The following is a 21,668-nucleotide window of genomic DNA, read 5'->3' on the forward strand; positions in this document are numbered from 1 at the left end:
CTGAAACAAAACACGCCTGCTAATGTCATTACATGCCAGATGCTTATATTAAATAGGACGTATGAAGATACGTGCTAAAACCATTTTAAAGAATAAGGATAAGCTCTATGTCGAATGATAATTTTGATCGTGATGTAATTAAGAATGCGCCTAAAGATGTCCGCGATGATTTAAATGCTGATCCAATTACGGGTGAACCTGGTGCTCATCCTGTGGGTACAGGTGTAGGTGCTGCAGGTGGTGCAGCTGCAGGTGCAGCTATTGGTGCTGCAGGCGGTCCAGTAGGTGTCGCTGTCGGTGGCGTTGTCGGTGCTGTTGTTGGTGGTCTGGCAGGTAAAGGTGTAGGCGAAGCTATAAATCCAACAGAAGAACAGGCTTACTGGCGTGATAATTCGATCAATACGCCATACTATTCAGATGCCCGTACTACCTATAGCGATCTGGATTATGACCGTGATTATGATACGGCCTACCGAGTCGGTTATGAAAACCGTGGTAGCTATGATGCCCATACCCGTTTTGAAGACGTAGAACCTGATTTGAGACTGAAATGGGAACAAATAAAAGGCGAATCACGTTTAAACTGGGAACAGGCTAAATTTGCAGTGCGTGATGCCTGGAATCGTGTTTCACGTTAATTTTTAATCTTTGGATTAAACTGAAGTTTCTTTGGTAAAACCCGCAATAGGTTTGTGGGTTTTACTAATTTTAGTGATACATATCACGGTTTGATTGATCGATAAATAAAAGTAGAAAAGTTAATAAATATTTTTTTATATTTAATGCTTGTCAAATGATCACAGAGCGCGTATTTTAATTTCAGAATCACATTTTATGAAAGACATAACATGTTAAAGCAACCTATCATTTCAAACGCATATTTTTATTTCTGGCAGTTTAGCTAATTGCCTGAATGCGTTTGGGCAATGAAAAGGTTGCCCACCAGTTTATACCTGATCGGCAACCCTGATCAGGTTTTTTTATGCCTTTCATTTTTTAAAATATTTTGGAGACAGCCATGACAAACTTTAACTATTCATATTTTAACAACTTTTATTGGTCTTATTTTAGTCAGCTAATGACACTCACAACACTTTCGATTAGACCCATAACGCTCAAATAAAAGTTTGGACTGATTGCCAGTCCCAGGATTAAAGTCATGAATACCCCAAATACATCACAACAACATCATGCTGAAAGCATTTTAATTTTACCTCAGCAGCTTAAGCAGCAATTGCCACTGTCTCCGCAATTGGCCAGCCAAGTCGCTGAACATCGTCAAATCATTCAAAATATATTAGAAGGCAAGGATCATCGTTTGATGGTGGTCACCGGCCCATGTTCCATTCATGATGAAGCTTCGGCGCTAGACTATGCAGAAAAATTAAAACAGCTTCAGTCACAGCTATCTGATCAGATTTTCCTGGTGATGCGTGCTTATATCGAAAAACCGCGGACTACCGTAGGCTGGAAAGGTTTCCTTTACGATCCAAATCTGGATGGTTCATCCAATATGCAATTGGGCTTGGAAAAATCTCGTGACTTATACCTAAAAATCATTGAAATGGGTCTGCCCATTGCCTCTGAAATTCTTAGCCCGATGGCAACTGCTTATTTCGATGACTTATTAGCTTGGGGTGCGATTGGCGCACGTACCAGCGAATCGCAAATTCATCGCGAAATTTCCAGCCATATGCCGTACAGCATCGGTTTCAAAAATGGTACTGACGGTTCGATCCAGATTGCATTAGATGCCATTCAGTCTGCCTCTCATCCTCATCAATTCCTGGGGATGAGCCAGTCTGGTTTACCATGCATTTTACACTCGCAAGGTAATCCTAAAGCACATTTGATTTTACGTGGCTCGAATAGCGGACCAAATTACCAATTGTCAGAAATTGAGAAAATCCGGGCCAAACATCAGATCGACTTACCGGCATTGGTGATTGATTGCAGTCACGGCAATAGCGCAAAAAATCCACTCTTACAGCCACAGGTTTTACATACTATTGTGGCTGAAAGACTGAAAACCAATGTACGAGGTGTAATGTTGGAAAGTCATTTACTGGATGGTAACCAGAAAATTTCTGAGCAGATGCAGTATGGCCAGTCTGTTACTGATGGCTGTCTGGGCTGGGCTAAAACCGAACAGATGTTGTTAAATATGACTGACTCACTACGACTTGAAGGTTTGAAGCGTAGTGCTTAAAACTGAATGATGTCTTTCCTCAATTGATTGGGGAAAGACAGAATCCGATGAGGCTGATCAGCGGCATTTACTTAAATGCTTAAAGTAGCTCATCAGAGCATTTGAAAATAAAAATAATGATTAGAACGATTTTATAATATGAATAGCCATCTCTACTATTTCTATAAGATGAATTTATGAATGATTTTTTAACGGTAACAGGTTGGATTATAGGTGTAGTATCAATTGGTTATGCTTATCTTTCAGGTAAAAAAAGCGATGAAAAATTTTCTAGTATTCTTAACAAACTAGCTTCTCAGCCTATAGAGATTTTAGCTATTCTTAGCTCACCAAATGAAAATAAAGTAATAGAGCTATATGACTTTCAGAATAGAGTTAATGAACCCTATGTTCTATCTAAGTTTGATATAGATAATGATGGAGAGGATGAAATTTTCATACAATCAGGTGCAGGACCATATAGCTGTAAATTAGAAATATATAATTATATAAAAGATCCAGATGATCCTAGACAAAATAATGGACAGTAGTTGTTAGCACGACTGCTGGATACATATTCACTGATATAGATAATGATGGGATGCTAGAAATTATAACAAATGATAATTCTATTAAGGCAGATAAACCCTATGTCTTAGGTTTTAGAGATAGAGTGATTTTCAAATTTGTAGATAAAAAAATTAAAGAAATATCACGTTTAGAGCTGTATACAGAAGAAGAAATGACATCAAGATTAGAGGCGTTTGAAAAAGAGAATTTTAGTTAAGTTGAGGATATATAAATTAAATATATATTAAAGTTTTTCTAAAATTAACATAATACACCTTATGCGAAACTCAGTTTTTTATTTCATATAAATTATTAGGTTATACCGTATTGTAAAACCTAACTTAGATGAATTGGGTTTTTTTGATAATTTACGAAGTTCCACGCTTATTATTTGGGCAAAGTTCCACGATTTTATTCAATTTTCATAAACATTGTACTATTTTTCATAAGTCATTATTACATGTGGTAGAACCGAAATTGGTACATGAAAAATAGAGGAGTTGGTAATCATAAGAAAAAAATAACACTCTATATATCATAAATGATAAATAATGAGTCATCTGCGAGAATTCAACCTTTAAAATTACAATCCTATTTTTTTCGCAGAGTTGCTTTAAAAAGCTTGAATACTTCTACTTAATTTAATTTTTATTGAAGCACATCACACAAATATTTAAAAATATTTTCTTTATAAATCAAATATATTTGAGCATATTTATAAAACGCTGCACAATGAAATCAAAATATATTGGCATAAATCTAAGATCAAGATTTGTGCAGTTGTGCATTTCCGGGGGAAAGAAAATGTTCACGGCAGAACTGTTGGACGAAGCAAAAAAATTCATGCATCACATGCTGACCAAAGTGGTGGAATATGGTGGCTCAGATTTATTTATTACGGCTGATTTTCCACCGAGCATCAAACATCAAGGCTTAATGAAACCTTTTGGACAGCAGGAACTCACGGCTGAAAAAACCAAGCTGTTTGCCTACAGCCTGATGAATGATAAACAGCGTAAAGAATTTGAAAATGAACTTGAATGTAACTTTGCCATTACTGTACCTGGCGTCTCCCGTTTCCGGGTCAATGTGTTCCAGCAACAACTTAATGTCGGTATGGTAATTCGTACCATTACTGCAGAAATTCCAAATTTCCAGAAGCTGAAATTACCGGAATCGCTGAAACATGTGATTATGGAAAAACGCGGACTGGTGCTGGTGGTCGGAGGAACCGGTTCGGGTAAATCAACTTCACTCGCAGCGATGATTGACTACCGTAATGAAAATTCGGCCGGGCATATCATTACCGTAGAAGACCCGGTTGAATATGTGCACAAGCATAAAAAATCCATGATTACTCATCGTGAAGTCGGAGTGGACTGCCATTCCTGGCACAATGCGCTGAAAAATACTTTGCGTCAGGCGCCAGATGTGATTCTGATTGGGGAAATCCGCGATACTGAAACCATGGAACACGCAATTGCCTTTGCTGAAACCGGACATTTATGTCTGGGTACACTGCATTCCAATAATGCTAACCAGACTTTGGACCGGATTATTAACTTCTTCCCGGAAGAACGCCGTAATCAGTTATTAATGGATTTATCTTCGAATATGAAGGCGATCATTTCACAGCGTCTAATTCGTACTCAAGATGGTAAAGGCCGTCGGGCAGCGATTGAAATCATGCTGAATACACCACTGATTTCAGACCTGATTTTGAAAGGTGAATTCCACGAATTGAAAGCGATTATGGCGAAGTCGCGTCAACTGGGCATGCAGACTTTTGACCAGGCCTTATTTGACCTGTATAACCAAGGCGCCATTTCCTATGAAGAAGCTTTGCGTAATGCTGATTCTACCAATGAATTACGTTTGCAGATCAAGCTGAAAAGTAACCGCCAGGACACTACCGTAGCCACAGAGGCAACCCAATTCACCATAATGCAAGATCCAAAAGCGGAAGAGAAAGAAGCAGAGAATACTTCGGTGTCAGAATAAATATTTACTCAAAACATCACAGGCAGAATTTTCTGCCTGTTTTTATTTATTTTCTTTAGAAATAATCCACTCAATAAGAACTAGACAGTTTTGCGTTGCACCACCAGCTTAAAATAAACAATGCTGCTCAGGGTTAAAATGCCACACAGTATAAAAGCAAACTGATAACTGTAAGCTGCAATGATGGCACCAATCAGTAGTGAACCAATGGCAATCCCCAGATCATAAAAAGTATAAAAAGTTGAAGTTGCATAGCCAATTCGATGCTTGGGTGCACCCTGAATCGCCAAGGTTTGAATACATGGTTGTACACTACCAAAACCCACGCCAACCATGACCGCAGCCAGCATGAATCCCCATAAGGTCTGAATCTGGCTAAGTAAAAACAGGCCCAGACTAAAGGCCAGCAACGCCGGATAAATCACATATTGCGGGCCTTTACGATCATAAATCTTTCCGGTGATCGGCCGTAAGCTCATCATGGAAATCGCAAAAACCACAAAGAATAAACCTGCATAGGCCATTAAATCCTTGCTGGCTGCGAAGGGTGCGATAAAAGACATGATGCTCGCATAAGAAAAAGAAATCAGCATGGCCAATACTGCGACAGGCAGCACTTTCTTTTCCACAAAATCTGTCAGCTCAAGCGAGGTTTTCTTATTGGTATTTTTGATGATTTTTTCAGGCTCTTTGACCGGAATCAAAAAACAGAAGGCAAATCCGATAAAAACCAAGACGATCAATAGCATACTGACCTGAAAATAAGACCAGTATTCCATCAGGCTTATACCTATTAACGGACCTAAGACAATCCCCAGATTAACCGACATGACAAAATAGCCCATGCCTTCACCTTTACGCTGCTCCGGAATAAACTGGTTCACAACAGGCACGCAAACTGTGGTCAAGATACTGAACCAGATGCCATGTAAGAAACGGATGATAAACAGAATCGTGACTTGATCTGCCAACAGATAAGTAAGTGAAAACAGGCTAAAGAACACTTCAGAAATAATCAGGGTTCTACGTACCCCAAATTTTTCGATAATTAAACCGCTAAAAGGTCGCACAGCAATGGCAGACACCATAAACAAGGTCATGGCCAGCCCCGCCTGGGTCAGGTTGCCGCCTAATTCTTTTAAGATATAAATCGGCAAAATTGTAGTTTGTGCAAAATAGAAAATAAATAAAAACAGATTGTTGGCCAGACAAAGGATAAATGACTTGGTCCATAATAGCGCTGCAATGGCGTTCATGATTTTCCTAAAATGATATGCTGTAAGACGCTGGGTTCAGCATGGGAAATTATTGTTATAAATAAGCGCGACCTATTCAGGAGCGAAGCAGATATGAGCAAGACTTTAAGAAAAATAAGTGAAAAATACAATGATATTTCATGATAAATACATGAAATTTAATTTGAACTGGAAAATACAACGACTGATCTATAATAAAAAATCAGCCCGGAGGCTGATTATCTGAATCTTGGATCAGCTTAGAGTCCAGCTTCATATTCTGTGTTGGAGAGCAGTTTTTCGACATCGGCCATATTGTCCGGCTTGATTTTATAGATCCAGCCTTTGCCATATGGGTCATCATTAATGAAATCTGGATCATCTTCAAGATCAGGATTGATTTCAACCACTACACCAGACACTGGTGCATGAATATCGGAAGCTGTTTTTACTGATTCAACCACGCCAGCTTGTTCGCCCGCAGTAATATGTGAATCAAGATCTGGTGCTTCTACATAGACTAAATCGCCTAACGCATCCTGTGCATGGTCGGAAATACCGGTCACAACAAGATCACCCTCAATGCGCACCCATTCATGTGTACTTGCGTACTTTAATTCTGCAGGATGATTCATTGATAACTCCTTAAAAATCTTAAGATCATTTTTGACATGTTTTATACATTCTTTTTAAGCAAAACAAAAGGCTTATACTTCCTTATAAATAAGGATCTTTGCGCCAGTTGCTCGGGCTGCGACCACTCCAGCGTTTAAATGCCCTGCTAAAATTGGCGACATCACTATAACCCAGTTCATCGGCAATCTGTTCCAGAGTGAAATCTGTTCGGGATAATAACGAGGTGGCATGCCGGTAACGCACTTCATCGACCAGGGTAGAAAAGGAGGTGCCTTCGGCGGCGAGTTGACGTTTTAAGGTGCGGTCAGACATGTGCAAGCGATCCGCCACACTTTCAATACTGAGATAGTGTTGCTCAGCATGGGTCAATATATCCCGGACACGCATGGCAATCCGATGCCGTTCACCCAAGGCAGAAAGTTCCGTTTCACACTGGTTAATCGCAATCTGGCTGGCAATCGGATCGGCATGCACCAGCTTGTTCATCAGGTAGCTTTTATCAAAGCTCAGAATTAAATGCGGTTGTTCAAAACGGAACTGATGGGTGGGGAACTTCGCCATAAAGCGTTCAAAATCTTCCGGCTTTTTGAAATCGAAGTCGATTTCTCCTGTCGCATCAGTAACGCCTGTAATCGCTTTGGCCATACTGATCAGACCGATCATCAAGGCAATGGAAATTTCGGTGCGCAGAGGTTCAAGCTGAATATCGGTTTGCAACTGTACCGTGGCTTTGGCACCAAAAGTCGAGAAAAATAGTTGCAGGAAGGGTAAACGGAGTTGAATAAATCGGTTCGCCAGTACCAGCGCATCGGTAATATTATTCGCCGTCATAATGGCATAGCCAATAAAGCCATGAATCGAGATCCGCATCTGTGTGCCAAGATGATAACCTAAGGTCGGCTCTCCGGTCAGTTTCAGGGCATATTTGACCAGTTCATTGGCGACAGGAGTTGGAATACGAAAATCAGGATCTGCCAACTGTTCACTGGTCAGGCCAAAAGGTTGGAAAAGCGACTCATTGTTATAACCCCAGCGGGAAATGACATCGAGAAGCAAGAGACCGTAAACACCTGGAATTCCTTGGTCTTGGCGTGGAGCAATTGTTTTCATGCGCGATCCGTTGCACTCATTCAAATTTTTTTTATTTATAAATAGATATTGGCATGAAGCCACCAAATTTTTCATTAAAATTGTTGGACAAAATTTTGGCGATTGTGATTCTGCCACTGGCAGATTAGCCTGAATTCAGCATTAAAATCAATTTAAACCACATAATTTTATTGATGAAATTAAAATTATTTTATTGAATAAGTCGCATCCCAGCATCTGTTTGCTCAGGACAGGACGATTGGTCTAGTTTTATTAATTATTGAACAGGACTTCTTCAGAGAGCTTTCAGAACTCGAGAGTTATGTCATTTCATTAAAATACCAGATAGATGGCAACTTGCTGTTCATCTGTAGAGAAAATTTTACAAAGAAAGGTCTGGGCAAAGTTTTCCTTTTTCCAGACCTGTTCAATATTAAGGACGAGCAAATCATTAGAAGTTTTGAAATCTTCTAGAGATCATATTATTCATGATCTTTTAATGCTTTGACCTGTTGCTGAATCAGCATGCCGCCCGTTTGACGCTGCCAAAGCTGGGCATAGATGCCATTCAATGCTACCAGTTCATCATGCGTGCCTTGTTCGGCAATTCGACCCTGATCCAGCACAATCAGACGATCCATCTGGGCAATGGTAGACAGGCGATGAGCAATGGCAATCACGGTTTTACCCTGCATCAAGTCGTCCAGACTGTTTTGAATAGCGGCTTCGACTTCAGAATCCAGCGCACTGGTGGCTTCATCCAGAATCAGAATCGGCGCATCTTTCAGGAACACGCGGGCAATGGCAATCCGCTGACGCTGTCCACCGGAAAGTTTCACGCCACGTTCACCGACGTAGGCTTCATAGCCTTTTTTGCCACGCAAATCAGTCAGATTGGGAATAAACTCTTCCGCTTTGGCTTTACGCACAGCTTCAAACATTTCTTCATCAGTCGCATCCGGACGACCATATTTGATGTTTTCCGCGACAGTACGATGCAGCAACGAAGTATCTTGAGTCACTAATGCAATGTTCTTGCGCAAACTGTCCTGAGTCACATCGTCAATATCCTGGCCATCAATCAAGATACGACCCTGGTTGAGATGATAAAAGTGAAGCAACAGTTGAATCAGGGTAGATTTCCCTGCACCTGAACGGCCGACAATACCAATTTTTTCACCTGGGCGAATGGTCAGATTAAACTGATCAATCACGTTTTTATCATTATAGGCAAAGCTGACATTTTCGAATTTGATTTCACCGTGATTGAGCTGTAGCTCTTTGGCACCCGGTTTATCTTCAATGGCAATTTTGCGGCCTAAAGTTTTCATACCATCCTGAATGGTACCGACATTTTCAAACAGGGCAGAGGTCTGCCACATCATAAATTCGGCGATACTGTTCAGTTTCAGTACCATTGCTGTAGTTGCTGCAATAATGCCCAGCTCGGCCTGACCTTCCATCCACAGCCAGATCGCGGTACCCAGTACGCCGCCGTATAACACTACACTTAAGAGTAAGATGCTAATCTCGTATTGAGCACCCAGACGCATCTGTTTATATACCGTGACCATAAATTCCTGCATCGAAGTCTTGGCATACTGGCTTTCACGGCCGGCATGAGCAAACAGCTTCACGGTCTGGATATTGGTATAGGCATCCGTAATACGCCCGGTCATGACGGCACGGGCATCCGCTTGAGCATTGGAAATTTTGCTCAAACGTGGAATGAAATAACACGCTGCACAGATAAACAAGGCTAGCCAGACCATCAATGGAATGATCAGCAAGGGTGAAATCGCACCCAAAACAATATTGATGGTGATGAAATAAATCAGCACATAAGCCAGCATGTCACCCAGAATGACCCAGAATTCGCGTACTGCCAGAGCGGTTTGCATAACTTTGGCCGATAATCGTCCGGCAAAATCATTGTGGAAAAAATCCAGGCTTTGTTTCATGAGCAGATTATGAAAGCGCCAGCGTAAACGCATCGGGAAATTGCTATACAAAATCTGATGCTTAATTAGGGATTGGGCGCTAGCGAAAAAAATATTGGCCAGAAGAACAATACTCAGTAAGGTTAAATTGCTAGCATGCTGTTCCAGAAAAGTATCGGGCTGGCTTTTACTGAGCCAGTTCACCAGCTCACCAATTTTTGAATACAGTAAGGCTTCGAAGCTGGCAGCACCGGCGGTACACAGCACCAGAATCAGTAAATAACGGCGGACTCCATAGGCTGCCTGCCAGACAAATGGAAAAAACTTGGTCGGTAAAGGTTGGTTCAGATTTTTGGTGGGATAGGGGTCAACCAGTCTTTCAAGCCATCGAAACATTATAGTACTCTTATCATGCATTTTGCTTTTCGGGAATTATAAAGGATTCTGTTTTTTTAAGCCCGTAATTGGGTGAAATTGCCACAAAATGATTCACTCAATTAAAACTTGGATTATAAAAATTAAACTAAAGCCAGATTTATGCCAGTCAGGATCTAAACAGATGAGGAAATAAAAAAGCCTGAAATGCAGCAGCACCTCAGGCTTGAGATTGGATGACTTGTGTTTAAGTAATAATAGAAGACGGTTGAGTAAATGCTTCCTTTAAATCAAGACCTGAAGGCGCTTGATACACTTTTAAACCAAATTCCGGAATAATCGCCAGCAGATGATCCATGATATCAGACTGGATATTTTCATACTCCACCCAGGCGGTGGTATTGGTAAAGGCATAAATCTCTAGCGGTAAACCCTCACTGGTTGGCTGCAATTGGCGCACCATCAGGGAATGATTTTTACTAATGCCCGAATGCTGTTGCAGATAAAACTCTACATAAGCACGAAAGGTTCCTAAATTGGTAAGACGGCGCTGGTTATATTGCGAATGATGGCTCAGTTGCAGGTTAAATTGTTCCAGTTCCTCTGATTTGGTATTCAGGTATTGATCCAGCAAAATAAAATTTTTCAGCTTATTCTGTTCTTCAGCCGACATAAAATGTACGCTGCTTTGATCAATATGAATCGAGCGCTTGATCCGGCGCGCACCGGCTTCCTGCATGCCACGCCAGTTTTTAAAGGTATCCGTCACCAGTTTATTGGTCGGAATCGTGGTCACCGTTTTATCAAAGTTCTGTACCGTAATGGTATGTAATGACATATCAATGACATCGCCGTCCGCATTCAGCGAGGGCATTTCGATCCAGTCGCCAATCCGCACCATGTCATAAGATGAAATCTGCACTGACGCCACCAGTGACAAAATGGTATTTTGAAAGACCAGCATCAACACCGCGGCCATGGCACCGAAGCCAGCCAGCAAGGTAAAGACATCCTTTTTCAGGAAAGTGCCGAGAATCATCAGGCCACAGACAATAAAGATAATCAGCTTAACCAGCTGCAAATAACCTTTAATCGGTTTGTTACGTGACTTGGGATTACGCTGATAGACCAGGTTAAAAATATTCAGTAATTCACCAAGAGCCAGGGCAATCGTCAGGAAGATAAAAGCCTGTGCACCCATTTGCACAAAGGACTCAACCTTGTCAGATAAATGCGGTACCGTGGTAATCCCGTTCATGATCACCACTGCCGGAACAATATTGGCAATCCGGCGAATTACGCTATGCTCAGCAAAAATCTGATTATTGGCAAAAGGCATTCTGGAAATCAGTTGACGTATTCCGCGTACCACAATCTGTTTGGCAAATAGATTGGCAAGAATCGCCAGTAAAATCACAATACTCAGTGAAGATAGCATTTCCAGCCATGGGTACTGATTTGCCCATTCTTGAATATTCCGAATAAAATTAAACTGTTCCAAACGATCTTTCTCTTCAATCAAAAATTTAGATCAAGTTTATAGGTTTGGATCAGATTTTTTAATATTGGATAACTTTTTAAAACATATCTATTGGTGCAAATCGTTCAATAAAAGTGCCTACAAATAAAAAACCGGCGACTTCGCCGGTTTATGATCTTCGATATTTCAGTAATGATATCGCGATGCTTACCACATCAAGTCATCAGGAATAACATAAGCTGCATATGGATCTTCTTCATCGGTGGTTTCTTCATTTTTCTCTGAATTATTCACAATGATAAAGCCCTGCATTTTCGCATTGATACGCTCTGCCAGAGCTTTAGGCAAGAAAGCATAGCTGTCATTTTCACGTGCAATCACCAGACTGCCTGCCACCAGTGCATTATAGATCTGTTGGTTTAAATAGACCTTTTTAATTTTGCTGTCATCAATAAACTGATACACCGCATCGCCGTCAGTATCACGGATTTTGTGCTGACTAATCATTTGCATGATTGCGGCTTTCAGTTCTTTTTCCTGCAAAGCTGCTTTTTTCTCTTGCTCAATCGCCTGATCTTTAGCCATTTTCTGCTGTTTGTCTTGTTCAATCTTGGCCTTGATTTCAGCCTCGGTACCGTCACCGGTGCGTTTTTCATGCACAGCCTGTTTAGACAGTTTTTTGGCTTTTTTATTATCGACCAATCCTGCCTTTAACAATTGTGCCTGCAATGCATTTTTAACCATGAGAATGTCCAGATATTAGTCGTGTTGATGTCGATAACGTAAATAAATCACCCAATACGTGAGACTGAGAACCAGACTCAGCACTGCCGGGATCAGGAATGCATTTAATTTTAAATAAGGATATAGCCAGCTGGCAAGAATGCCACCGCTTAAAAAACCGAGCAAAATAAGCAGATGCAAAACCACGCGTCGTGATTCTACTTCTAAACCGCGCAAACGGTAGCCCATCGCCAAGCCGAGGTCTGTCAGTACGCCAGACAAATGCGTGGTGCGAATGATGGCACCTTTATAGTGGCTAACCATGGCATTTTGCACACCCATGGCAACACAGGCCCATAACAAGGCGTAGCGCGGGAAATAGGGCAATAATAACCAGCAGATCAAAATAAAAATAGCCACCAGGCTTAAAGGGTAACCATAAAGCTGCCCCAGGCGAAAGTGACTATTTCCAAGAATCAGTCCGCTATAGGATGAACCAATGACATAGCAGAGTGTGACCAAAAAGAGATACAACATCTGTTCTGGTTGCCAGTTCAGTAGGGCCATAGCCAGCATGCTGACATTGCCGGTCATATGTGAAACAGACTGGTGCAGTACCGTCACCAGACCCAAGACGTTAATCATGCCGGCATTGACGGCAAGAAAAAACGCCCCTAATTGTACCCAGGTAGGTAAACGCTGTAATGGCATAACAACATCATTGGCTAAACATATTGATTAATCAATATAAAATCAATTTGATGCGCGGTCTACTGCTGTAGTAAATAAAACATCGGTCGATGAGTTTAGCGCGGTTTCAGTAGAATCCTGCAATACGCTAATGACCATACCAATTGCAACGACTTGCATGGCAATATCCGAAGAAATCCCAAACAGGCCACATGCAACTGGAATCAGTAACAATGAACCTCCTGCAACCCCTGAAGCGCCACATGCCGAAACGGTTGCCACCACAGAAAGAATGAGCATAGTGCTGAAATCGACGCTAATCCCCAAAGTATTTACAGCCGCCAATGACAATACAGTAATGGTCACAGAAGCACCTGCCATGTTGATCGTAGCACCCAAAGGAATTGCGATACTTGAAGTTGATTCCTTGACGCCCAGACGTTTTGCCAAGTCCAGATTGACTGGAATATTGGCTGCCGAACTACGGGTAAAGAAAGCGGTAATGCCACTTTCGCGCAAGCAAGTGAATACCAGTGGATACGGGTTGTTGCGTGTCATTAAGGCAACCAGAAGCGGATTAATTACCAGTGCAACGAAAACCATCGTTCCGAGCAACACAGCAAGTAAATGTACGTAACTGGTCAGCGTATCCAGACCAGATTCAGCAAAAGTCACTGCAACCAGACCAAAAATACCCAAAGGTGCAAAGCTGATCACTAAACGAATCACATAGTTCACTGCAAAGGCGGCATCATTCAAAAGTGTCTTGGTGCTATCCGATGCATGACGGAAAGCGATGCCTAATGCCACTGACCAGGCCAGAATACCAATAAAGTTTGCTTCAGCAATCGCAACGACCGGATTGGTAACAAAACTGAGCAGTAAATTCTTCAAGATTTCTACCAGACTGCCAGGTGGCTGTAATTCAGCTTGTGCAGCGATATCCAGAAACAGCGTACTTGGAAATAAGATGCTCGACACCACAGCGCTCAGTGCAGCAAGGAACATACCCACTGCATACATGATCATAATCGGTTTGATGGGGGTGTTGGATTGACCCACTTTAAAATTCGCGATAGAAGCTAAAACTAAAATGAAAACCAGAATCGGTGCAACAGACTTCAAGGCTTTAATAAACAGGTCGCCCAATAGGCTTAATGAGGGAGTAGCTTCGGGAAATACCACAGCCACACCCACACCTAAAATAATGGCGATGATGATTCGAGAGACTAAGCTCATGCGCATAAGGGCAGAAAACATAAGGTTGCCTTGTGAAAATTACGAGGGCTAAATTTGGGAAAAAGTTGCGCTATTTTATACTTAATTTAAACAAGGCTTAAAATATATTTTCATATAAAAACCAAGATATTGATATTATTGATGTATTCTAAAATTAACGGGTTTAAAACATTGCTTATATTGAAGAAAAACTTCCTAAAAGGATTAATAAATCATCACTTTTAAAATTATATTTATGAAATAAATATCAAAGTTAAAGAGATAAATTCAAATTATATTTGAAAATTTAGAAAAGGCTCACTTATGGCCGGTTGGAATCTCCGGCCATAATTTAAGTATCTGCTGTCCTAAATCGTATAGTCTTTATGCTGCTCAAAGATTTCTGGAGCCAAGTCCCGAATTGCCTGAAAATGAGTCAGATAAATGTGGCCACTCAGATGAATCATCAGCTTCGAGGCTTGTAGCTTGTCCATCACCGGGCCTTTCACTTCGGCAAAATGCAGTCGAATGTTCAGTTTGGCCAATTCCGCATTTAAATCTTCCAGCATTTCCAAGGCACTCAGATCAATCGCACTGATGCTGGAACAGTTGATGATCACATGTTGTAGCTGGTCATTCAGGCTGATCTCATTGATCAGATAACCTTTGAAGCTATTGGCATTCAGAAACGTCAGATTCTCATCAATCCGCAGTGACAGCACCCGATCGGAGGTACTGACCTGATGACGCTGAATATTGCGAAAATGCTGGGTTCCTTCCACCAGACCGACAACCGCAATATGCGGCCGGCTGATTCGCCATACCATCAGCACAAAGGTCGACACGATCCCAATAATCAAACCGGTGGAAATATCAATCAGCACCACGCCGAGAAAAGTAATCCACATGGCAAGGCCATCTGCCTTGGAATAGCGCCAAGCATCAACAAATGGCTGGAAATCAACCAACTTCCAGATGGAAACAATAATCGTCGCGGCCAGAATGGTCAGCGGCAGATCTTCAAAAAATCCGGTAAAGAATAGGCTCACGAAAATAATCAGAATCGAGGATAAAACACCGGCCATAGGTGATTTGGCACCGGCATCGGCATTCACCACCGTCCGCGACAGGCTGCCCGTCACAGGAAAAGCTGAACTCACGCCTGCACTGATATTGGCCAGACCGAGCGCAATCAGTTCCTGATTACTGTTTAAATGACTGCGGTGCTGCAAGGCCGTCGCTTGAGCAATCGATAGTGACTCCACAAAACTGATCATGGCGATCATGCTGGCACCCGGTAACAAGGTCATCACCAATTCCCAGTTCCAGCGTGGAAAAGACAAGGGTGGAAAACCGGAAGGAATTGCACCGACCGTCTTAATACCCTGAAGCTTTAAATCCAGAAAGACAATCGCTGCAATGCCGAGACATACCAGAATCAGGGGCACTGCACGTACCAGAAAATCTGTAGAGCCGATCCGGCTTTGTACCGCCTGAGATTTTAATAACTTGGGCAAATAGATTAGCAGACCGATAGAGAGCAGGCCGAAAATCAGGCTCGGCACGTGCAGCAACGGGAAATATTGCAGCAAACTGCTGACAAACTCCGGAAGATTATTGGCTTTTAAAGGAAGATCGACCAAAAACTTTAACTGCCCAAACGCAATCAATAAGGCAGAGGCAATAATAAAGCTTTGAATCACGGGATGACTGATCAACTGGATCAGAAAACCAAAACGGAATAATCCCAAAAGCAGGGAAATAATCCCGACCATCAGTGCCAATAAGGTCGCAGCTTCGATATAGACCGGTGAGCCGACTTCAAAAAGTGGATTGAGCGTAGCAAAAGTCATCATGGAAATGATGGCTACCGGGCCAATCGATAAAGTCGAACTCCCACCGAGCAGGGCATAAATGATCATCGGCAGGATGCTCGCATATAAACCCATGATCGGCGGCAATCCTGCCAGCATGGCATAGGCCATCCCTTGAGGCACCAGCATTGCCACCACAATCAGGGCAGCCAGCACATCAGACTTAAATTTGACCGGCGTGTAGTGGCTTAACCATGCCCAGGCAGGCAGTCTATGCAGAAGTTTAGACTTGGAATTTTGCATAAAAAGGTCTAAATCACAAATATAGATATATTATGCACAAATTCTGCTAAGAAGTCTTAGCTGATCTAGATTCTTGATGAATCATGTTTAAAATGAAACATCTGGGTCAGTCGTAGATCATTTAAAAACCTCTATGTCGTGATCTTAGTGGTGTAGAACGACCTCAATAAGAGTTTAAAGAAACTTATCTTGATGACTGAAAAAAGAAAGATTCTTTATTTAGCTGGATTGCCACAATACAATTGATAAAGGGTATTTAAGACCACAATCAAATTTTGATCTTTAATTGAATAATAAATCTGTTTACCATCGCGTCGGGTATCTACTACATCACTTTTACGCAGCATCATGAGCTGCTGAGAAAGAGTGGGTTGTTTAATCTGGGTAATTTCCTCAATTTGCGAAACGTTTAATTCTGCTTGAGAAAGATGACATAAAATGAGAAGACGGTCGGTATTGGCCAGAGATTTTAAAATGCCGACGACCTGTTCTGCTGAATCGCGCATAGTCGTGATTTCAAAATCGGTTTTCATTCAATATGTCCATTATAAAGTTACAGCCCGCTAATTATACGGGTCTTAGCCCGTAATACCTTGCTAAAAACAGTTAAGTTTTATGGTTTTTAATGAATTGAATTATCAATTAAAATTATATTTTAAATATTGATAGATAAGATAAATTTATTGCATAGTGCAGAAAGTATTTTAGTTCACATTCGTGCAATGAAGTGCAAGTTTCATCAAACATCTACAAAGCAAAAAAATGCTTGTATGATGTTTATGCGACTTGAACCAATAACATCAGGGATATCATCATGAGTACAGATTCAGCTTTTCCAACACCGAATAATTTAGGTATAGCGGTTTATAGTAATAATGCAGACGCGATTGGAAATACACCGCTTGTTCGTATTAATCGTGTGATTTCCGCTCCGGCCACGGTACTTGCGAAAATTGAAAGCCGTAATCCGGCATTCTCAGTCAAGTGTCGTATTGGTGCCGCGTTGATTAATGATGCTGAAAAATCTGGCAAGCTCAAATCCGGTATGCATATTGTCGAGCCAACCAGCGGCAATACCGGTATTGCATTGGCTTTTGTTGCGGCAGCCAAAGGTTATGACATTACTTTGACCATGCCTTCAAGCATGAGTATTGAACGCCGTAAGGTGGTGAAAGCATTGGGTGCCAATCTGATATTGACTGATCCGGCCAAAGGCATGAAGGGCGCGATTGAAGAAGCACAACGTCTAGTCAATGAAAATCCTGAACTGTACTACCTGCCACAACAGTTTGAAAATCCGGCCAATCCTAAAATTCATGAAGAAACCACGGGCCCAGAAATCTGGGAGGCGACTGCGGGCAATGTCGATATTCTGGTCGCAGGTGTCGGAACGGGTGGAACCATTACTGGTATTTCACGCTACTTTGAAAAGGTAAAAAATAAGCCTTTATATTCAGTGGCGGTGGAACCCGCTGAGTCTGCGATTATTGGTCAGGCCAAACGTGGTGAAGACATTACACCTGGACCACACAAAATTCAGGGGATTGGTGCCAACTTCATTCCAGGCAATCTGGACCTAGAACTCGTTGATGAAGTGATTGCCATTAATAGCGCAGATGCAGTCGAGTGGGCACGTAAAACGGCAGCTCAGGAAGGTATCCTGGTCGGTATTTCAAGTGGCGCGGCTATGGCAGCCGCGGCACAATTGGCGGCTCGCCCTGAAAATGCCGGTAAAAATATTGTGGTGATTTTGCCAGACGGTGGTGAACGTTACCTGTCTTCGATCTTGTTTGAAGATATTTCTGCCGAATAACATTGATGCATTTTATATTTTAAATACTGCCATACAAGCCCGAAGTCATCTTCGGGCTTTTTTATTGGGTAATTTTAAATCGCAGCAGGACGCTGCATTATTTTTAAAATAGTCAGATGAAGGACTTGACCTTACCATGATGGGAATGTTTAAGCTATAAGCTCAACAGTGAGTTGAGGCATGGAGATGGGTATGGCAGAACAAGATAGCAACCGCTTATATGAGCAGCAGGTGCAGATTGGCGGTATGACCTGTGCCTCCTGTGTCGCTCGCGTGGAAAAAGCCTTGAAAAAAATTGAAGGCGTGGTCGAGGCGTCTGTCAATCTATCGACTGAAAAAGCTTTTATTAAAAGCCAGCAGCCGATTGCTGCCGCTGCGCTGGTTCAAGCAATTGAAAAATCCGGTTTCGATGTACCGACGCAACAGTTTGATTTGAACATTGAAGGCATGACCTGTGCATCCTGTGTGGCTCGCGTAGAAAAAGCCCTAAAAAAAGTGGAGGGCGTGCTGGATGCACAAGTGAATCTGGCCACTGAAAAGGCGCATGTGAGTGCGATTAATTCCGTACCATTGTCCAAGCTGACTCAAGCCGTACAAAAAGCCGGTTTTGATATTCAGAGCGACCGGATTGAACTGACGATTGAAGGCATGACTTGCGCTTCATGTGTGGCACGTGTGGAAAAAGCTTTATTAAAAGTAGAAGGTGTCAGCGAAGCACAGGTCAATCTGGCCACCGAAACTGCCTGGGTGAAGGCCTCGCATGCCCAGATTCCGGCCTTGATTGCTGAGGTGGAGAAAGCCGGTTATCAGGCCACCATAAAATCTGGTAGGGATATGTCGACAGATAGCCATGATGCTTTTCAGGAAAAGAAAGCCAATGAAACGGCACAACTGAAACGAGATTTATGGCTTGCAGTCATTCTGACAGCACCTGTATTTATTCTGGAAATGGGCTCGCATCTGATTCCGGCATTTCATCATTTTATTGCCCATACGCTGGGAACCCAGAACAGCTGGTATCTGCAGTTTGTACTGACCACTTTGGTGCTGATTATTCCGGGACGGCGTTTTTATCAGCATGGGATTCCGGCACTATTGCGTCTGGCACCGGATATGAACTCGCTGGTGGCCGTTGGAACCATTGCCGCATATGGCTTTTCCTGTATTGCGACCTTTTTTCCGGAGCTGTTACCGCAGTCCACTGTGCATGTGTATTTTGAAGCGGCCGCCGTTATTGTCGCGCTGATTTTACTGGGGCGTTATCTGGAAGCCAAAGCCAAAGGTAAAACCTCGGAAGCGATTCAGTATCTAGTCGGCTTGCAACCGAAAACGGCACGGGTAGAACAGAATGATCACTGGGTTGATCTGGCAATTTCCGATGTGCAACAAGGAATGTTGATTGAAATTCGTCCGGGTGAAAAAGTCGCTGTCGATGGTGAAGTGGTTGCCGGACAAAGTTATATTGATGAAGCGATGATTAGCGGTGAACCTTTGCCTGTGGCCAAACAGGCTGGCGATCAGGTGGTCGGCGGTACAGTAAACCAGAACGGAACCTTGAAAATCAAGGCCACTGCGGTCGGACAGGATTCGGTACTGGCGCAGATTATTCAGATGGTAGAACAGGCACAAGGCTCAAAACTGCCAATTCAGGCCGTGGTCGATAAAGTGACTTTATGGTTTGTGCCGGCTGTTATGGCACTGGCGGCCCTGACCTTTATGGTCTGGTTCCTGTTTGGGCCTGAGCCGAATCTGACCTATGCATTGGTAAATGCAGTCGCCGTACTGATTATTGCCTGTCCATGTGCGATGGGACTGGCGACTCCTACCTCAATTATGGTCGGAACTGGCCGTGCAGCAGAACTGGGCGTGCTATTCCGTAAGGGCGAAGCATTGCAGTTATTGCAGCAAACCAAAGTCGTCGCGCTGGATAAAACTGGAACCTTGACTGAAGGAAAACCGCTTCTGACCGACTTTGAAGTTACAGCAGATTTTAATCAGCAAGAGGTATTACAGCTAGTCGCTTCAGTGGAGGCTAAATCTGAACATCCGATTGCCCACGCTATTGTTCAGGCTGCCCGTGAGCAAGAACTGCAACTGAGTGAAGTGACGGATTTTGATTCGATTACCGGTGCTGGGGTCAAAGCACAGGTGTCCGGTCAGCAGTTGCATATTGGTGCAGAACGTTTGATGCAGGACTTGGGCTTAAATGTCGATCTGTTTAGAGACACTGCACAAAAGCTCGGTGATCAGGGCCGCAGTCCTTTATATGTAGCGATTAATCAAAAGCTGGCTGCAATTATTGCCGTAGCCGATCCGATTAAACCGACCACTTATAGCGCGATTCAGGCCTTGCATGACCAAGGCCTCAAAGTGGCGATGATTACTGGTGATCATCAGCATACCGCACAGGCGATCGCCAAACAGTTGAAAATTGATCAGGTGATTGCGGAAGTCTTACCACATGAAAAAGTCGATGCAGTACGACAACTCCAGCAGCAATACGGCGTGCTCACTTTTGTCGGGGATGGAATCAATGATGCACCGGCATTGGCACAGGCCGATGTTGGTATGGCGATTGGTACCGGCACCGATGTCGCGATTGAAGCTGCTGATGTGGTGCTGATGTCAGGCAATTTACAGCATGTAGCTACGGGCATTGGTTTAAGCCAGGCAACCATGCGCAATATCAAACAGAATCTGTTTTGGGCCTTTGTCTATAATATTGCCTTAATTCCGATTGCTGCAGGTGTGCTATATCCGTTTTGGGGCATTCTGTTATCGCCAATGTTTGCCGCAGGTGCGATGGCATTATCCTCTGTGTTTGTCGTCAGCAATGCCTTGAGATTAAAAGCCTATCAACCGGTGCAGTTTAAGGAGTCAGTATGATGAATATTGGTCAGGCGGCAAAACGTTCTGGCATCTCTGCGAAAATGATTCGTTATTATGAAGACATTGGTTTGTTGCCGGCTCCGAAACGCAGTGATACAGGTTATCGGGTTTATAGTGATGCGGATATTAAAATCTTAAGTTTTATCCAGCATGCACGTGAACTCGGCTTTTCTTCAGAGCAGATGAAAGAATTACTTGGTCTGTGGCTGAACAGCTCACGCCAGAGCAGCGAGGTTAAACAGCTGGCACAAAAACATATCCAGTTTTTACAACAGAAAATTGCCGATATGCAGCATATGCTATTAATTTTACAGCAATCGGTTGAGCAGTGTGCCGGCAATGAACAGTCTGATTGCCAGATTTTAAAACAGATTGAACAGGGTGTCGGAACTGAACAGCACTGACATGCGCTGTATTCACATCAATTTTTAAACCGATCCTATGGAGCTAAACATGAAATTCCGTATTGAAAATATGACTTGTGGTGGCTGCGCGCGCAGTGTCACGGCTACGATTAAAGATCTGGATGAAAATGCCACTGTGAATATTGATGTGGCGACTAAGCTAGTTGAAGTTGAATCGACAGTCAATGAGTCTGAGATTGTGGCAGCTTTAACCGAAGATGGTTTCCCGCCTGTGGCAGCCTGATCATTGTCGAGTTAGATTGCGAAAGTGATCTTATGCACTCATACAGCCAAATAAAA

General features: G+C 42.7%; 19 protein-coding genes. 9 read left to right on the top strand and 10 right to left on the bottom strand.

Features of this window, described 5'->3' with window-relative positions; genetic code table 11:
- The first annotated feature begins 107 nt into the window (after window positions 1–107).
- The 5 genes from MTX11_RS09775 to MTX11_RS09795 all read left to right on the top strand — a co-directional run bounded on the left by MTX11_RS09775 (window position 108) and on the right by MTX11_RS09795 (window position 4,759).
- Window positions 108–638 carry a hypothetical protein gene (locus tag MTX11_RS09775; RefSeq protein ID WP_005246167.1) on the top strand — a complete coding sequence of 177 codons (531 nt, stop codon included), beginning with the start codon at window positions 108–110 and terminating at the stop codon, window positions 636–638.
- 521 nt (window positions 639–1,159) lie between these two features.
- The gene (locus MTX11_RS09780; protein ID WP_174894374.1) at window positions 1,160–2,209 is read left to right on the top strand and encodes a 3-deoxy-7-phosphoheptulonate synthase; all 1,050 of its coding nucleotides are present in this window, start codon (window positions 1,160–1,162) and stop codon (window positions 2,207–2,209) included.
- Between the two features lie 176 nt (window positions 2,210–2,385).
- A complete protein-coding gene (locus tag MTX11_RS09785; protein ID WP_243475009.1) occupies window positions 2,386–2,739 on the top strand; it encodes a hypothetical protein in 354 nt (117 codons plus the stop codon).
- Window positions 2,740–2,789: 50 nt separating this feature from the next.
- Window positions 2,790–2,975: a hypothetical protein gene (locus MTX11_RS09790; RefSeq protein ID WP_243475010.1), complete on the top strand. Its 186-nt coding sequence runs from the start codon at window positions 2,790–2,792 to the stop codon at window positions 2,973–2,975.
- Window positions 2,976–3,562: 587 nt separating this feature from the next.
- Complete coding sequence (locus MTX11_RS09795) at window positions 3,563–4,759, top strand: PilT/PilU family type 4a pilus ATPase (protein WP_243475011.1); 1,197 nt, start codon at window positions 3,563–3,565, stop codon at window positions 4,757–4,759.
- A gap of 80 nt (window positions 4,760–4,839) precedes the next feature.
- Here MTX11_RS09795 and MTX11_RS09800 read toward each other — a convergent pair whose 3' ends face one another.
- The 10 genes from MTX11_RS09800 to MTX11_RS09845 all read right to left on the bottom strand — a co-directional run bounded on the left by MTX11_RS09800 (window position 4,840) and on the right by MTX11_RS09845 (window position 16,795).
- The gene (locus MTX11_RS09800) at window positions 4,840–6,015 is read right to left on the bottom strand and encodes an MFS transporter (RefSeq protein WP_243475012.1); all 1,176 of its coding nucleotides are present in this window, start codon (window positions 6,013–6,015) and stop codon (window positions 4,840–4,842) included.
- A gap of 239 nt (window positions 6,016–6,254) precedes the next feature.
- On the bottom strand, window positions 6,255–6,629 hold the full coding sequence (gcvH, locus tag MTX11_RS09805) for a glycine cleavage system protein GcvH (protein ID WP_004280423.1): 375 nt from the start codon (window positions 6,627–6,629) through the stop codon (window positions 6,255–6,257).
- An 82-nt stretch (window positions 6,630–6,711) separates the two neighbouring features.
- Window positions 6,712–7,740: an AraC family transcriptional regulator gene (locus MTX11_RS09810; RefSeq protein ID WP_005246182.1), complete on the bottom strand. Its 1,029-nt coding sequence runs from the start codon at window positions 7,738–7,740 to the stop codon at window positions 6,712–6,714.
- A 461-nt stretch (window positions 7,741–8,201) separates the two neighbouring features.
- Window positions 8,202–10,055: an ABC transporter ATP-binding protein gene (locus MTX11_RS09815; RefSeq protein ID WP_243475013.1), complete on the bottom strand. Its 1,854-nt coding sequence runs from the start codon at window positions 10,053–10,055 to the stop codon at window positions 8,202–8,204.
- 226 nt (window positions 10,056–10,281) lie between these two features.
- Window positions 10,282–11,535 carry a mechanosensitive ion channel family protein gene (locus MTX11_RS09820; RefSeq protein ID WP_034619144.1) on the bottom strand — a complete coding sequence of 418 codons (1,254 nt, stop codon included), beginning with the start codon at window positions 11,533–11,535 and terminating at the stop codon, window positions 10,282–10,284.
- 186 nt (window positions 11,536–11,721) lie between these two features.
- Complete coding sequence (locus MTX11_RS09825) at window positions 11,722–12,258, bottom strand: DUF2058 domain-containing protein (protein ID WP_004280416.1); 537 nt, start codon at window positions 12,256–12,258, stop codon at window positions 11,722–11,724.
- A 15-nt stretch (window positions 12,259–12,273) separates the two neighbouring features.
- Window positions 12,274–12,948 carry a YoaK family protein gene (locus MTX11_RS09830; protein ID WP_004647063.1) on the bottom strand — a complete coding sequence of 225 codons (675 nt, stop codon included), beginning with the start codon at window positions 12,946–12,948 and terminating at the stop codon, window positions 12,274–12,276.
- A gap of 42 nt (window positions 12,949–12,990) precedes the next feature.
- Entirely contained in the window at window positions 12,991–14,187 is a 1,197-nt protein-coding gene (sstT, locus tag MTX11_RS09835) for a serine/threonine transporter SstT (RefSeq protein ID WP_243475014.1), read from the bottom strand.
- 326 nt (window positions 14,188–14,513) lie between these two features.
- On the bottom strand, window positions 14,514–16,262 hold the full coding sequence (locus tag MTX11_RS09840; RefSeq protein ID WP_243475015.1) for a SulP family inorganic anion transporter: 1,749 nt from the start codon (window positions 16,260–16,262) through the stop codon (window positions 14,514–14,516).
- Window positions 16,263–16,477: 215 nt separating this feature from the next.
- On the bottom strand, window positions 16,478–16,795 hold the full coding sequence (locus MTX11_RS09845) for an ArsR/SmtB family transcription factor (protein WP_243475016.1): 318 nt from the start codon (window positions 16,793–16,795) through the stop codon (window positions 16,478–16,480).
- Window positions 16,796–17,076: 281 nt separating this feature from the next.
- Here MTX11_RS09845 and cysK point away from each other — a divergent pair, with 281 nt between their 5' ends.
- The 4 genes from cysK (at window position 17,077) to MTX11_RS09865 (ending at window position 21,612) form a co-directional block, all read left to right on the top strand.
- A complete protein-coding gene (gene cysK, locus MTX11_RS09850; protein WP_243475017.1) occupies window positions 17,077–18,075 on the top strand; it encodes a cysteine synthase A in 999 nt (332 codons plus the stop codon).
- Between the two features lie 186 nt (window positions 18,076–18,261).
- Window positions 18,262–20,961, top strand: coding sequence for a heavy metal translocating P-type ATPase (locus MTX11_RS09855; RefSeq protein WP_243475018.1), 2,700 nt, complete (start codon window positions 18,262–18,264; stop codon window positions 20,959–20,961).
- Window positions 20,961–21,368 (top strand): Cu(I)-responsive transcriptional regulator, encoded by a 408-nt coding sequence (gene cueR / locus MTX11_RS09860; RefSeq protein ID WP_034436442.1) that lies wholly within the window; start codon window positions 20,961–20,963, stop codon window positions 21,366–21,368. The genes MTX11_RS09855 and cueR overlap by 1 nt, the downstream gene beginning before the upstream one ends.
- Window positions 21,369–21,417: 49 nt before the next feature.
- Window positions 21,418–21,612, top strand: coding sequence for a heavy-metal-associated domain-containing protein (locus tag MTX11_RS09865; RefSeq protein WP_004647056.1), 195 nt, complete (start codon window positions 21,418–21,420; stop codon window positions 21,610–21,612).
- Window positions 21,613–21,668 lie beyond the last annotated feature (56 nt).

This window comes from Acinetobacter lwoffii (assembly GCF_022809915.1).
GTDB classification, from domain to species: domain Bacteria; phylum Pseudomonadota; class Gammaproteobacteria; order Pseudomonadales; family Moraxellaceae; genus Acinetobacter; species Acinetobacter lwoffii_M.